This is a genomic window from Kitasatospora sp. NPDC058048 (genome assembly GCF_042885555.1).
In the GTDB taxonomy this organism is placed as follows: Bacteria; Actinomycetota; Actinomycetes; order Streptomycetales; family Streptomycetaceae; genus Kitasatospora; species Kitasatospora lactacystinica.
Genome location: NZ_JBHVRT010000066.1, coordinates 16553 through 29651, shown reverse-complemented (window position 1 = coordinate 29651; position 13099 = coordinate 16553). Strand labels below are relative to the sequence as shown.

11 protein-coding genes and 2 pseudogenes are annotated in these 13099 nt (G+C 73.8%); 8 read left to right on the top strand and 5 right to left on the bottom strand.

The genetic code is table 11. The annotated features are described in order from the left end of the window. Positions 1-50: 50 nt before the first annotated feature. Entirely contained in the window at positions 51-2552 is a 2502-nt protein-coding gene (locus ACFVVA_RS40145) for a Tex family protein (protein WP_387695620.1), read from the bottom strand. A 178-nt stretch (positions 2553-2730) separates the two neighbouring features. Between ACFVVA_RS40145 and ACFVVA_RS40140 the strand changes: the two genes are divergently transcribed. The 5 genes from ACFVVA_RS40140 to ACFVVA_RS40120 all read left to right on the top strand — a co-directional run bounded on the left by ACFVVA_RS40140 (position 2731) and on the right by ACFVVA_RS40120 (position 6281). Continuing rightward, a complete protein-coding gene (locus tag ACFVVA_RS40140; RefSeq protein WP_359912243.1) occupies positions 2731-3123 on the top strand; it encodes a PPOX class F420-dependent oxidoreductase in 393 nt (130 codons plus the stop codon). Positions 3124-3215: 92 nt separating this feature from the next. Continuing rightward, positions 3216-4115: an aminoglycoside phosphotransferase family protein gene (locus ACFVVA_RS40135; RefSeq protein ID WP_387695619.1), complete on the top strand. Its 900-nt coding sequence runs from the start codon at positions 3216-3218 to the stop codon at positions 4113-4115. A gap of 106 nt (positions 4116-4221) precedes the next feature. Further along, the gene (locus ACFVVA_RS40130; RefSeq protein WP_387695618.1) at positions 4222-4875 is read left to right on the top strand and encodes a TetR family transcriptional regulator; all 654 of its coding nucleotides are present in this window, start codon (positions 4222-4224) and stop codon (positions 4873-4875) included. A gap of 9 nt (positions 4876-4884) precedes the next feature. Beyond that, the gene (locus ACFVVA_RS40125) at positions 4885-5619 is read left to right on the top strand and encodes a tyrosine-protein phosphatase (protein WP_387695617.1); all 735 of its coding nucleotides are present in this window, start codon (positions 4885-4887) and stop codon (positions 5617-5619) included. 101 nt (positions 5620-5720) lie between these two features. Continuing rightward, the gene (locus ACFVVA_RS40120) at positions 5721-6281 is read left to right on the top strand and encodes a DinB family protein (protein ID WP_387695616.1); all 561 of its coding nucleotides are present in this window, start codon (positions 5721-5723) and stop codon (positions 6279-6281) included. Positions 6282-6451: 170 nt separating this feature from the next. Here the strand turns inward: ACFVVA_RS40120 and ACFVVA_RS40115 are convergent. After that, a pseudogene (locus tag ACFVVA_RS40115) lies at positions 6452-7282 on the bottom strand (pentapeptide repeat-containing protein); the annotation flags it as partial. 129 nt (positions 7283-7411) lie between these two features. On the opposite strand from ACFVVA_RS40115, the gene ACFVVA_RS40110 reads away from it, so the two are divergent. Beyond that, entirely contained in the window at positions 7412-8074 is a 663-nt protein-coding gene (locus tag ACFVVA_RS40110) for a GNAT family N-acetyltransferase (protein WP_387695615.1), read from the top strand. Positions 8075-8095: 21 nt separating this feature from the next. Here the strand turns inward: ACFVVA_RS40110 and ACFVVA_RS40105 are convergent, their stop codons facing one another. After that, positions 8096-8899, bottom strand: a complete 804-nt coding sequence (locus ACFVVA_RS40105) for an SGNH/GDSL hydrolase family protein (protein WP_387695614.1) — start codon at positions 8897-8899, stop codon at positions 8096-8098. A gap of 260 nt (positions 8900-9159) precedes the next feature. Beyond that, positions 9160-9513, bottom strand: a pseudogene (locus ACFVVA_RS40100) (winged helix-turn-helix transcriptional regulator); the annotation flags it as partial. 97 nt (positions 9514-9610) lie between these two features. On the opposite strand from ACFVVA_RS40100, the gene ACFVVA_RS40095 reads away from it, so the two are divergent. Both ACFVVA_RS40095 and ACFVVA_RS40090 read left to right on the top strand, forming a co-directional pair. Then, the gene (locus ACFVVA_RS40095; protein ID WP_380538651.1) at positions 9611-10825 is read left to right on the top strand and encodes a pyridoxal phosphate-dependent aminotransferase; all 1215 of its coding nucleotides are present in this window, start codon (positions 9611-9613) and stop codon (positions 10823-10825) included. Positions 10826-10855: 30 nt separating this feature from the next. Beyond that, positions 10856-11188: a YnfA family protein gene (locus ACFVVA_RS40090; RefSeq protein WP_359912267.1), complete on the top strand. Its 333-nt coding sequence runs from the start codon at positions 10856-10858 to the stop codon at positions 11186-11188. Between the two features lie 60 nt (positions 11189-11248). Here ACFVVA_RS40090 and ACFVVA_RS40085 read toward each other — a convergent pair whose 3' ends face one another. Further along, complete coding sequence (locus tag ACFVVA_RS40085) at positions 11249-12916, bottom strand: fibronectin type III domain-containing protein (protein WP_387695613.1); 1668 nt, start codon at positions 12914-12916, stop codon at positions 11249-11251. Positions 12917-13099 lie beyond the last annotated feature (183 nt).

Here is a 13099-nt window from a genome sequence, read left to right as displayed (position 1 = left end):
ACGCGGTGGTACGCGTCGACCGGCCCCGGCCGTGATCCGTCCGTCCCGGCTCAGCGCCGCCCGGAGCGCCGGTCGCCCGGGCCTCCGTCGCCACCGCCGGTCAGGCCCGCGCGGCGCAGCGCGTCCGCCATGGCGCTGTTGGCGGGCGCACCGCCGCCGGAGCCGCCCCGGTCGTTGGCCCGGTCACCGCTCCCGCGCCGGTCCTGGCCGCCACGGCCGCCCTGACCGCCCTGGTTGCCCTGGCTGCCCTGACCGCCGCCGCGGCGCTCCTGGCGCGGCGGGCGGCCCTGGCGGTCGCCCCGGTCACCCCGGTCACCCCGGTCGCCGCCGCGCTCGCGCCCGACCTCGTCGTCCAGCCGCAGGGTCAGCCCGATCCGCTTGCGCGGCACGTCCACCGTGAGCACCCGGACCTTGACGATGTCGCCGGGCTTGACCACCTCGCGCGGGTCCTTGACGAAGTTCTTCGACAGCGCCGAGACGTGCACCAGCCCGTCCTGGTGGACGCCCACGTCCACGAAGGCGCCGAAGGCGGCCACATTGGTGACCACGCCCTCCAGCACCATGCCGACCTCCAGGTCGCCGATCTTGTCGACGCCCTCCTTGAAGGTCGCGGTGCGGAAGGCCGGGCGCGGGTCGCGGCCCGGCTTGTCCAGCTCGCCGAGGATGTCGGTGACGGTCGGGACGCCGAAGGTGTCGTCGGCGAAGTCCGCCGGGCGCAGCGCCCGCAGCCGCTCGCCGTTGCCGATCAGCTCGCCCAGCTCCCCGCCGGTGGCGGCCAGGATCCGGCGCACCACCGGATAGGCCTCGGGGTGCACGCTGGAGGCGTCCAGCGGGTCCGCGCCCCCGGGGATGCGCAGGAAGCCGGCGCACTGCTCGAAGGCCTTGGGGCCGAGCCGGGAGACGTCCTTGAGCTGCTTGCGGGTACGGAACGGGCCGTTGGCGTCGCGGTGCGCCACGATGTTGTCGGCCAGCGTGCCGGTGATCCCGGAGACCCGGGTGAGCAGCGGGGCCGAGGCGGTGTTGACGTCCACGCCGACGGCGTTGACGCAGTCCTCGACCACGGCGTCGAGCGAGCGGGAGAGCTTCACCTCGCTCAGGTCGTGCTGGTACTGGCCGACGCCGATCGACTTGGGGTCGATCTTGACCAGCTCGGCCAGCGGGTCCTGGAGCCGGCGGGCGATCGAGACCGCGCCGCGGATCGACACGTCCAGCTCCGGCAGCTCCTGCGAGGCGAACGCGGAGGCCGAGTACACCGAGGCGCCGGCCTCGCTGACCATCGCCTTGGTGAGCTTCAGCTCGGGGTGGCGCCCCAGCAGGTCCTCGGCGAGCTTGTCGGTCTCCCGGGAGGCGGTGCCGTTGCCGATCGCGACCAGGTCGACGCCGTGCTTCGCCGCCAGCGCGGCCAGGGTGGCCAGGGCCGCGTCCCACTTGTTGGCGGGCTGGTGCGGGTAGATCGTGTCGTACGCGACGACCTTGCCGGTGGCGTCCACCACGGCGACCTTCACGCCGGTGCGGAAGCCCGGGTCCAGGCCCATGGTGGCGCGGGTGCCGGCCGGGGCGGCGAGCAGCAGGTCGCGCAGGTTGGCGGCGAAGACCCGCACCGCCTCCTCCTCGGCCTCGGCGCGCAACCGGGCGCGCAGGTCGATGCCGAGCCGGACCAGGATGCGGGTGCGCCAGGCCCAGCGAACGGTGTCGCCGAGCCACTTGTCGGCCGGGCGGCCGCGGTCGGCGATGCCGAAACGGGCGGAGATCCGCTGCTCGTAGTCGTTCTCGCCGGGCAGGTCGCCCTCGGACTCGCCGTCGTACGGGGAGAGGTCGAGGTCGAGCACCTCCTCCTTCTCGCCGCGCAGCATCGCCAGGATGCGGTGCGAGGGGAGCCGGGTGTACGGCTCGGCGAAGTCGAAGTAGTCGGCGAACTTGGCGCCGTCGCCCTCCTTGCCGTCGCGGACCCGGGCGACCAGCCGGCCGCGGGTCCACATCCGCTCGCGCAGCGAGCCGACCAGGTCGGCGTCCTCGCCGAAGCGCTCGACCAGGATCGCCCGGGCGCCCTCCAGCGCGGCGGGGCCGTCCGCGACCGACTCGTTCAGGTACCGCGCGGCCAGCGCGGCCGGGTCCTGGCCCGGGTCGGTCAGCAGGGTGTCGGCGAGCGGCTCCAGGCCGGCCTCGCGGGCGATCTGCGCCTTGGTGCGCCGCTTCGGCTTGAACGGCAGGTAGATGTCCTCCAGCCGGGCCTTGGAGTCGGCGGCGAGCACCCGGGCCCGCAGCGCGTCGTCCAGCTTGCCCTGGGCCTCGATCGACTCCAGGACGGCCGCCCGGCGGTCCTCCAGTTCGCGCAGGTAGCGCAGCCGCTCCTCCAGGGCGCGCAGCTGGGCGTCGTCGAGGGAACCGGTGACCTCCTTGCGGTAGCGGGCCACGAAGGGGACGGTCGCGCCGCCGTCGAGCAGGTCGACCGCAGCCTTCACCTGCCCCTCGCGGACACCCAGCTCCTCGGCGATCTTCCGCTCGATCGCCTGCTGGGCCTGCCGGGCCACCTGTTCGACTGCCGTGGTCACGAAGCCGGTCACCTTCTCCATCAGTGCTTGCGCCGTACGCCCTGCATTCTGGCAGGTGCCGACGACGACGCCCGGCCGCACCCGGGACGGCCGGGCGTGGCGCGCCGTCCGGTGCCGTGCCGGGCGGCTCCACCGAGGCTTGAGCGGGGCCCAGTTGCCGCTTCCTAGGCTGGCGGGCATGGACACTCTGGATGCCGCCGCCGAGTTGGAGCGGCTCGCCGCCGCCAAGTACCTGCTGTTCACCACGTACCGGAGGAACGGCACTCCGGTCGCCACCCCGGTGTGGGTCGCGCGCGACGGTGACGCGCTGGTCTTCACCACCGTCACGAAGACGGGCAAGGTCAAGCGCCTGCGCAACCGTTCGGACGTGCTGGTCGGGCCGAGCGACATCCGCGGAAACCTGCTCGGCGCCCAGGTGCCGGCCGCCGCGGTGCTGGACCCGGACCGGGCGCCCGCCTACCGGAAGCTGCTGCGGCGCAAGTACGGGCTGCTGTGCGCGGTGGCGCTGACCGCCAACGTGCTGCGCTTCGGCAAGGGCGGCACCATCGGGGTGCGGGTCACCTTCGACTGATCGTCCGCCGGTCGCTTTCGAATGGCCTTCGGAATGTGCGCAGTTCGGGAATCGGGCTGAACGGTAACGACCAGCGCTGTACGCTGCCGGGCATGTGCGCTGCCACCCGGATGCACCCCGACGGGCCGGTGGTCGACGCGACCCTGGTCCGTCGGCTGATCTCCGTCCAGTTCCCGCAGTGGGAGCGCCTTCCGATCACCCCGGTCCCCGCCCCCGGGGCGGACAACGCGATGTTCCGCCTCGGGCCCGAACTCGCCGTCCGGCTGCCCCGGGTGGAGTGGGCCGCCGGGGGCCTGCGGCGGGAGCAGCAGTGGCTGTCCCGGCTGGCGCCGCGGCTGCCGCTGCCCGTCCCGGCGCCGCTCGCGGTCGGCCGGCCCGCCGCCGGCTACCCGTGGGAGTGGTCGGTGCTGCACTGGCTGGACGGCGCCAACCCGGCCGTCAACGCGCTGGCCGCGCCCCAGGCCCTGGCCCGCGACCTGGCCGGCTTCGTCAACGCGCTGCGCGCCGTCGACCCGGCCGGCGCCCCGCCCTCCCAGCGCAGCACCCCACTCGCCTCCCGGGACGGCGCCACCCGCGCGGCCATCGCCCAGCTCTCCGGCTCGATCGACACGGGCGCCGCAACCACCCTGTGGGACAAGGCGCTTCGGCTGCCCGAGTACGCCGGCCCGCCGGTCTGGATGCACGGCGACCTCACCCCGGGCAATCTGCTGCTCGCCCCCACCGGGCGGCTCTCCGCCGTCATCGACTTCGCCCTGATGGGCGTCGGCGACCCGACCGCCGACCTGATCGTCGCCTGGAACCTGCTGCCCGCCGCCGCCCGTCCGGCCTTCCGCGCCGCCCTGCACGCGGACGAGGCGATGTGGGCCCGCGGCCGCGCCTGGGCGTTCTCCATCGCCCTGGTGACGATCCCGTACTACCGCCACACCGACCAGGCGCTGACCGCCAACGCCCGCCACGTCGTCCGCGAGGTGCTCGCCGACCGCAGCGCCTAGGGTCCGTCCGCCGTACCCGGCGGCGGCCCTCCCGGGCCGGACACGCCCGCCGGAGGACCGGGTCCAAAACCTGTCCCGGTCAATCCCCACTGCTAGCCTGAGGTGCATGACGGGACTGCGGGAGCTGAAGAAGGAGCGGACCCGGCGGGCCATCTCCGAGGCGGCCATCGCGCTGTTCCTGGAGCACGGCTTCGACCGGGTGTCGGTGGCCGACGTCGCGGCCGCCGCCGAGGTCTCCAAACCGACGCTGTTCTCCTACTTCCCCACCAAGGAGGACCTGGTCGTCCACCGCTTCGCCGACCACCAGGAACAGGCCGCCGAGGTGGTCCGCGCCCGGCCGCCCGGCGAACCGGTGCTCGACGCGCTGCTGCGGGACTTCCTGGCCGGGCTCACCCGGCGCGACCCGGTCACCGGCCTCAACGACCACCCCGCGGTGCTCGCCTTCACCGGCCTGGTCCACGGCACCCCCAGCCTGGCCGCCCGGGTCGGCGAGTACGTGGCCCGCGCCGAGCAGTCGCTGGCCGAGGCGCTGCGCGCCAGCCCCGGCCTGCCCGGGCCGCAGGAGCTCACCGCCACCCTGCTCGCCGCCCAGGTCACCGCCACCCAGCGGGTCCTCGCCCTGCACAACTGGCGCCGCATCCGGGACGGCCGCACCGCCGACGGGCTGTACGCCGAGGCCGTCGGGGACGCCACCGGCGCCTTCGGCCTGCTCGCCCACGGCTACGGCCCACCCCGCGGCGAGCGGCCCGCCGCTGACTAGAGTGCGCGCATGACGACGCGTCACCACTCCTTCGATGCCCTGCACAACTTCCGCGACCTGGGCGGCTATGCGGCCGCCGGCGGACGCTCCGTCCGGTGGGGGCTGCTGTACCGCTCCGACTCGCTCGGCAAGCTCGGCTCCCCCGCGGACCTCGACCGGCTGCACGCCCTCGGCGTGCGGACCGTGATCGACCTGCGCTACCCCTGGGAGATCGCCGCCAAGGGCCGGGTGCCCGCGTTCGAGGGCCTGGAGTACCACAACCTCTCGATCGAGCACCGCCCGTACGACCAGGCCGAGATCGACCCGGAGCTCGACCCGTGGCGCTACCTCGCCGACCGCTTCGCCGAGGTCGCCGAGGACGGGGTGAAGGAGATCCGCCAGGCCCTGGACGTGATCACGGCCGCCGACGCCCCGGTGGTCTTCCACTGCGCCTCCGGCAAGGACCGCACCGGGCTGATCGCCGCCCTGCTGCTCACCCTGCTCGGCGTCGGCGAGGACGAGATCGCCGCCGACTTCGCCCTCACCGAGCTCGCCACCCCGCACTTCGTCGCCGACTGGCACGCCGCCCACCCCGGCCGCACCCTGCGCTGGCCCGCCTTCGGGCGCGCCCCGGAGGCCGTCATCCGGCTCACCCTCGCCGACCTCGCCGACCGCTACGGCTCGGTCGAGGCCTACCTCACCGGGACCCTCGGCATCGACCGGGAGCAGACCGCCGCCCTGCGCGCCCGCCTGCTGACCGGCTGAGCCCTCCGGAGGCGGCCGTCCGGAGGCGGCCGTCCGCGAGGGCGCGTCGACGCGCGAAACCCGGTGGCGGGAAGGAACGGTCGCGCACGACGATGCACGCCATGACCGAACAAACCGCGCGATGGACCGAGGCGACCGTCCACCCCGACATGTGGGCCGACCCGGACGACGACCCCCGCCACACCGGCGACCCCGGCCCCGAGGGCGAACTCGCCACACTCCAGGACTTCCTGACGAACTACCGGCTGACCCTGCGGATGAAGTGCGACGGCCTGACCCCGGAGCAGCTGGCCCGCCGCTCGGTGCCGCCGTCGACGATGTCGCTGCTCGGACTGGTCCGGCACCTCGCCGAGGTGGAACGGGACTGGCGGAACTGGATCACCGACGACGAACCGCTGCCGAAGCTGTACGGCGGGCGGGACGCGGACTTCGACGAGGCCGTCGGCGAGCAGGCCGTGGTGGAGGCCGCGTTCCGCGACCTGGAGCGCGAACAGGCCGCACTGGACGCGGCGCTGGACGGCCACCGGGACCTGGGCGAGCGGGTGGGGCGGAACGCGGTCTCGATCCGGGAGCTGCTGGTGCACCGGATCGAGGAGTACGCCCGCCACTGCGGCCACGCGGATCTGCTGCGCGAGCGCGTGGACGGCCGGGTCGGCCAGTAGCGCTACCCGCGCCGGCCGCCCTGCCCGGAGCGGCCACCGCCCTTGCCCGAGCCCCCGCCCTTGCCCGAACCCCCGCCGGACCGGCCGTCCGCCCTGCCGCCCTTGCCGGAGCGGGGCCCGGCCCCTCCTCCGGCCCGGCCGCCGGCCGCCGGGGCCGGGGCGGTCTCGGGCCAGTGGGCGGGCCGGGTCAGGCCGTCCGGGAGGCGGGTGGTGGCGTCGCCGCGGGCGGCGTTGAGCTGGGCCTGGGTGAGGAAGAGGGCCGTGCCGAGGTCCGCGCCGGCCAGGTCGGCGTCCCGCAGGTCGGCGCCGACCAGGTCGGCGAGGCGCAGGTCCGCGCCGGAGAGGTCGGCCGCGACGAGCAGGGCGCCGCGCAGGTTGGCCCCCCGCAGGTCGGCGCCGCGCAGGCGGGCACCGAAGAGGTCGGCACCCCGGAGCTCGCGGCGGCGCGGGACGGCGGCGCGGACCAGTTCACCGGCGCGCAGCAGCAGCTCGCTGACCTGCTGCCGGTGGGCCGGGACGTCGACGGCGAGGATCTCCTCGGGGGTGCCGCCGGCCAGCCGGTCGGTCCGCTCCAGCGCCTGCCGCAGTTCGTCGTGGACGGGAGCGGCGGCGTCGAAGGTGAGCGCCTCGGTGAGGTAGCGGAGCAGCTCGTGCAGCTGCCGCACGATCGGGAAGACGTCGAACATCGCCTTGGCGCTGTCCGGCTCCTCGCGCCAGCTGCGGCCGCCGAAGGTCACCTGGGAGACCCGCTGCCCGGCGCCGAAGCAGTCGTAGACGGTGCAGCCCTGGAAGCCCCGGTCGCGCAGCTGGGCGTGGATGCCGCAGCGGAAGTCGGTCCGCAGGTTGTGGCAGGCGCTGCCGGCCGCCTTGTTCATGGCGAAGTCGCTGCCGGCGGCGAACGGCAGCGCGACGCAGCAGAGGCCGAAGCAGTTGCCGCAGTCGGATTCCAGCGGGGTCGGCGCGGCCGCCGTGGGGTCCTGCGGCGGCTCGGTCTCGCGCACGTTCCGGGGTCCTTCCAGCAGCCGGCGCCGGGTGGCACCGTGAACCCGGAAATCCTACTGGCCCGACGGCCCCCGCTGCCGGTAAGCTGTGCACCGCCTTTGAGACCATTACACACGGGGGTGGGCGACATGCGGGAACCGGACACCAGGGACCTGGTCCGGATGTGGATCTCGGGCTGGGCCGTCTCGCGCGGCTCCGCCGAGCCGGTGGACCAGCCCTGGGGCTGGAGCATCGACGTCGGCGCGCCGGCCGGCGAGGTGGGCCGGCACGTGCTGCCGGAACCGACCGAGGCCGACGTCCGCAAGCTCGCCGAGACCGTCACCGCGCCGACCACCTGGCTGAAGCTGTTCGCCGAGGACGCCACCGTGCGCCCCTGGCTGGACGAACGGTGGCGTCTGGACGCGCCGGGCTTCCTGATGAGCGTGCCGCTCGCCGCCGAGCGGCCCGAGGTCCCGGCCGGGTACACCGTGACCGCCTGGGAGCGGGGCGGGGTCCTCCGGGTGCTGGTGCGCACCGGGGACGGGCACCTCGCCGCGCGCGGCCAGGCGGGCCTGGCCGGCCCGGTGGCCGTACCGGACCAGATCACCACCGTGCCCGAGCACCGCCGCCGGGGCCTGGGCGTCCTGGTGATGCGGACGCTCCAGTGCGCCGCGCACGAGCGGGGCGCGCGCACCGGCGTACTGGTCGGCACGCCGGAGGGACGGGCGCTCTACGAGGCGATGGGCTGGACCACCCACGCTCCGATGGCGAGCCTGGTCCTCGACGCGCCGGGCGCCGGCGCCGAGGGGTAGCGGGCCTCGGCCGAGCGGGCCTCAGCGGTACGGCAGCAGCTCCGGCCGCTTCGCCGGGCGGCCGTCGCCGGAGGAGCGGCCGGTGAGGCGGCGGCCGATCCACGGGCCGACGTGGGTGCCCAGCCAGCGGGCGTCCTCGCGCAGCCGCTCGGCGCGGCCGGCCGGGGCGGCGGCGGGCAGCGGGGCGCGCCAGTCGAAGGCCGCGGGGCGGCCGAGCGCCTCCAGCACGCCCGCGGCGACCCGGCGGTGGCCCTCGGACGAGAGGTGCAGGCGGTCCTCGGCCCACAGCCGGCGGTCGTCGAAGCAGGGCGCGGAGAACAGGTCGACCACGGCGAAGCCGTCCTGCCGGCCCAGCTCCTGGACGAAGGCCTTCATCCGCAGGATGGCGGGCAGCAGCCGGGCACTGCCGGCCATGCGCCGGGTGGGGTCGGTGCTGGTGAACAGCACGACGGTGGCGCCGGTGGCGCGCAGCCCGGCGGCGCAGCGGCCGAGCAGCCGCTCGACCTCGTCGATGTCGCAGCCGGGGCGCAGCACGTCGTTGAGGCCGCCCGCCAGGGTGACCAGCTCGGCCCCCATCGCGGTGGCGGCGGCGAGCTGCTCGTCGTGGATCTGGCCGATGAGCTTGCCGCGGACGGCGAGGTTGGCGTACCGGAAGCCGGCGTCCGGGGGCTGCGCGTCGGCATGCTCGGCGGCGTGCTCGGCGGCCAGTGCCGAGGCGACCCGGTCGGCCCAGCCCCGGTAGTGGCCGTCCGGCAACAGGTCGTCGCCCATGCCCTCGGTGAAGGAGTCGCCGACGGCGACATAGCTGCGGTAGGGGGTGGGCACGGGCTGGCCTCCGCTCTCCTGGAACGACTCCGGCGGTCCGACGATCCGACGATCGTACGTGCGTGCCCGTCCGGGGCGGCGACGGGCCCCGGCGCTCATCGCACGCCGATCGTTCGTTCATCGGCCCGGGACACACTGAGGGCACACGGGGCGGCGGTCGGCGACGGGGGCCTTGCCGCCGCCCCGTCCGGGCGACCCGGGCGCGCCCGCGGTCGTCAGCCGGCCGCGACCGCCGCCGGCTCCTCCGCCCCGCGGGGCGTGAACCAGTGCTCGCGCACGGCGTCGGTGGGCCGCTGCTCGCCGAGGGCGGCCAGCCCCCACTCCCCCAGCGCCTCGACGACCGGCCGCAGTTCACGGCCCCGCCCGGTCAGTTCGTAGACCGTCGCGTTGGCGGGCCGCTCCAGCCGGCGGCGGGTCACCAGCTCCTCGGCCTCCAGCTGCTTGAGCCGGGCGGCCAGGATGTCGGTGGAGACGCCGGGCAGGTCGGCGTGCAGGTCGGTGTAGCGGCGCGGGCCACCGAGGAGCTCACGGACGATCAGGAGGCTCCAGCGCTCCCCCACCGCGTCCAGGGCGCGGGCGACGGCGCAGTACTGGTCGTAGCTTCGGCGTGACATGCGGATCAGCATAGCCAAGAGGTTGGACTTTCCAAGTACACACTTGGTAGAACAAAGCTGAAGCAACGGAGCGGTGGTGACGGTCGGGAGGCCGCAGATGGAGTTTCGACAGTCCAGCAAGCTCAATGACGTGTGCTACGAGATCCGGGGCCCGGTGGTCGACCAGGCCAACGCCCTGGAGGAGGCCGGGCACAGCGTGCTGCGGCTGAACACCGGGAACCCGGCCCCGTTCGGCTTCGAGGCGCCCGAGGAGATCATCCAGGACATCATCCGCAACCTGCCCAAGGCGCACGGCTACAGCGACTCGCGCGGCATCCTGCCGGCCCGCCGGGCGGTGGTGCAGTACTACCAGCAGCGCGGGGTCCAGGGCGTCACCGTCAACGACGTCTACCTCGGCAACGGCGTCTCCGAGCTGATCCAGATGGCCGTCACCGCGCTGGTCGACGACGGCGACGAGGTCCTCGTGCCGATGCCCGACTACCCGCTCTGGACGGCCGCGGTCCGGCTGGCCGGCGGCAAGGCCGTGCACTACCTGTGCGACGAAGAGGCCGAGTGGTACCCGGACCTGGACGACATCGCCGCCAAGATCACCGCCCGCACCAAGGCGATCGTCGTCATCAACCCCAACAACCCCACCGGCGCCGTCTACCCGAAGGAACTGCTGGAGGGCATCCTCGACCTGGCCCGCCGCCACCACCTGATGGTGCTGGCCGACGAGATCTACGACAAGATCCTCTACGACGGCACCGAGCACCACTGCCTGGCCGCCCTGGCCGACGACGTGCTGACGCTCACCTTCAACGGCCTCTCCAAGTCCTACCGGGTGGCCGGCTTCCGCAGCGGCTGGCTGGTCGTCTCCGGCCCCCGGCAGCACGCCACCGACTACCTGGAGGGCCTGACCATGCTCTCCGGCATGCGGCTGTGCCCCAACGTGCCCGCCCAGTACGCCGTGCAGGCCGCGCTCGGCGGCCACCAGTCCATCAACGACCTGGTGCTGCCCGGCGGCCGGCTCACCGAACAGCGCGACATCGCCGTCAAGGCGCTCAACGAGATCCCCGGTGTCAGCTGCGTCAAGCCCAAGGGCGCGCTGTACGCCTTCGCCAGGCTGGACCCGGCGGTGCACCGGATCGTCGACGACGAGCGGTTCGTGCTGGACCTGCTGCTGCGCGAGAAGATCCACGTCGTCCAGGGCACCGGCTTCAACTGGCCGCGCCCGGACCACTTCCGCTTCGTCACCCTGCCCCGGGCCGACGACCTGGAGACGGCCGTCAACCGGATCGGGCGCTTCCTGGCCACGTACCGCCAGAGCTGACGCCCCGGGACACGCCCTAGGCTCGGCCGCATGACCGTCCTTCGCTCCGTCGCCCTGTTCGTCCTCGCCGCCGTCGCCGAGATCGGCGGCTGCTGGCTGGTCTGGCAGAGCGTGCGCGAGCAGCGGCCGTGGTGGCTGGCCGGCCTGGGGGTGGTGGCGCTCGGCGCGTACGGCTTCGTGGCCGCCCTGCAGCCGGACAGCAACTTCGGCCGGGTGCTGGCCGCGTACGGCGGGGTGTTCGTGGCCGGCTCGCTGCTGTGGGGCGTGGTCGTGGACGGCTTCCGGCCGACCCGCTACGACGTGCTGGGCGCGCTGGTCTGCCTGGCCGGGGTCGGCGTCATCATGTACGGGCCCCGGCGCTGAGGTCCTCCCTCACCGCCGGGGCCCGTCGGGCGCGTCCGGGGAGCGCCGGCCGCTCGGGGACTACCAGCCCCAGCCGCCGCCCTGGCCGTCGTCGTCGCGGTTCGAGTCCCAGCCCTCGCCGACCGTGCGCAGGATCGTGTAGTTGTCGATCTGCGTGCCGTCCTCGGCCAGCGCGGTGACCTTCATGACCGACTTCTGGCCCAGGTGCTTCGGGGTGACGTCGACCTTGATGAAGGAGTAGCCGGTGTAGCGCACCCGCGACCACTGGATGGTCTCGGGGGTCTTCACCCTGCCCTTGCTCCAGTAGTAGGTCTTGACCTCGTCCTGGTGGTTCTCGTGCCCCTCGTAGGTGTCCGGCACGTCGAACTTGTACAGGCTGCGGCCGGCCGCACCCGCGGTGACGTAGACCACGCCGTCCTTGGCCGGCTCGATGGTGGCGCCGCTCGGCACCTGCTTCGAGACCTTGTTGCCGAGGATCGCGTCGGTGCGCTCGTAGATGTGGTTGTGGCCGTTGATGACCAGGTCCACCCGGTACTTCTCGAACAGCGGCACCCAGGCCTCGCGGACACCGCCCTCGGAGGCGTGCGCGACGGTGGTGGAGAAGGCGCAGTGGTGGAAGAAGACCACGACGAAGTCGACGGTCTCGTCGTTGCGCAGGTCCTTGAGGGTGCGCTCCAGCCACTTGGTCTGCTTGTTCGCCGAGACGCCCAGGTTGGCCGGGATCTCGTAGGAGACGTCGTTGGCGTCCAGCGAGACGACGCCGACGTTCTTGTAGCGGAAGGTGTAGACGCCGGGGACGGCGCGCGGGTCCGGGCCGTTGTTCGGCAGGAAGAAGCGGGCGTTCTCGCCGCCGTAGCCGTTCGGCGAGTACCAGGCCTCGATGTCGTGGTTGCCGTACGCGACCATCCACGGGATCTCGGCGGCGACCGTCTCGGTCTGCACCAGGAAGTCGTCCCAGGTCTTCGCGTTGAAGACGGACTTGTCCGGGTCGGTGCCGGAACCGGCCGGGTCGGCGTAGCAGATGTCGCCGGCGTGCAGGTGGAAGGCCGGGTTCTGGGCCTTGATGATGTGGTCATTGCCGGCCGCGTGCGCGCTGACGCCCTGGTCACCGAAGGCGGTGAAGGTGAACGGCTCGTACACCTTGCCCCAGCGGTGGTCGCGGGAGGGCGCGGTGCGGAAGGTGTGCAGGGTGGAGATCTGCTGCTGCGAGGCCGGGTCGAAGCCCTCGTGGCCGACACCGTAGTAGTAGGTGGTGTCGGGGCGCAGGTCCTCCAGCGCCACGTGCAGGTAGTACTGGTCCACCGGCTGGCCGTTCGGGGTCAGCGCCGGGGTGTGCAGGGCGCGGACCTCGGCCTGGACCTTGTGGCTCAGCTCCCACGGGGTCTTTCCGAAGCGCAGGAACGGCTTCTTGACCGGGGCCGGCACCTGCCAGGAGACGCGGAACTGGGTGTCCGGCTCGGGGCCGAACTGGAGGTGACGGCCGGTCGGCGCGACCAGCGCGCCGTCGATGCCGCTGGTCGTGCCACCGGTCAGCAGCTGCGGGCCGGCCGGGGCGGCGAAGGCCGTCCCGCTGCCCAGCGCGCCGCCGACGGCGACGGCGCCCACGGTCACGGCACCGGCGCGCAGCATCCGGCGGCGGGAGAAACGGGCCCGCAGGTACTCGTGCTGCTCGGCCATGCTCATGCGGTCGGCAAGCTTGGCCGGCACGCCCATGTTGGGGATATCCATGCGCGGGACTCTTCCAGCGGCACGTTGATCGCGCACGGACGCCGGGTGAACGGGTCGCAGCGTACCCGTCATTCGAACGCCAATGTTCGACCATGATTCGGTAAAGGGCGTACCCGTACCGTCTCGACGCCGCATCATGGCCCCCACCGGCCCCTCGAACTGAGCGGTCGTCGGCGGCGCCGC

Excerpts from the sequence above, each read along its gene's own strand:
- ACFVVA_RS40140 (WP_359912243.1), top strand. The coding sequence starts at position 2,731 with ATGGACACTCTGGATGCCGCCGCCGAGTTGGAGCGGCTCGCCGCCGCC.
- ACFVVA_RS40135 (WP_387695619.1), top strand. The coding sequence starts at position 3,216 with ATGTGCGCTGCCACCCGGATGCACCCCGACGGGCCGGTGGTCGACGCG.
- ACFVVA_RS40130 (WP_387695618.1), top strand. The coding sequence starts at position 4,222 with ATGACGGGACTGCGGGAGCTGAAGAAGGAGCGGACCCGGCGGGCCATC.
- ACFVVA_RS40125 (WP_387695617.1), top strand. The coding sequence starts at position 4,885 with ATGACGACGCGTCACCACTCCTTCGATGCCCTGCACAACTTCCGCGAC.
- ACFVVA_RS40120 (WP_387695616.1), top strand. The coding sequence starts at position 5,721 with ATGACCGAACAAACCGCGCGATGGACCGAGGCGACCGTCCACCCCGAC.
- ACFVVA_RS40110 (WP_387695615.1), top strand. The coding sequence starts at position 7,412 with ATGCGGGAACCGGACACCAGGGACCTGGTCCGGATGTGGATCTCGGGC.
- ACFVVA_RS40095 (WP_380538651.1), top strand. The coding sequence starts at position 9,611 with ATGGAGTTTCGACAGTCCAGCAAGCTCAATGACGTGTGCTACGAGATC.
- ACFVVA_RS40090 (WP_359912267.1), top strand. The coding sequence starts at position 10,856 with ATGACCGTCCTTCGCTCCGTCGCCCTGTTCGTCCTCGCCGCCGTCGCC.
- ACFVVA_RS40085 (WP_387695613.1), bottom strand. The coding sequence starts at position 12,916 with ATGGATATCCCCAACATGGGCGTGCCGGCCAAGCTTGCCGACCGCATG.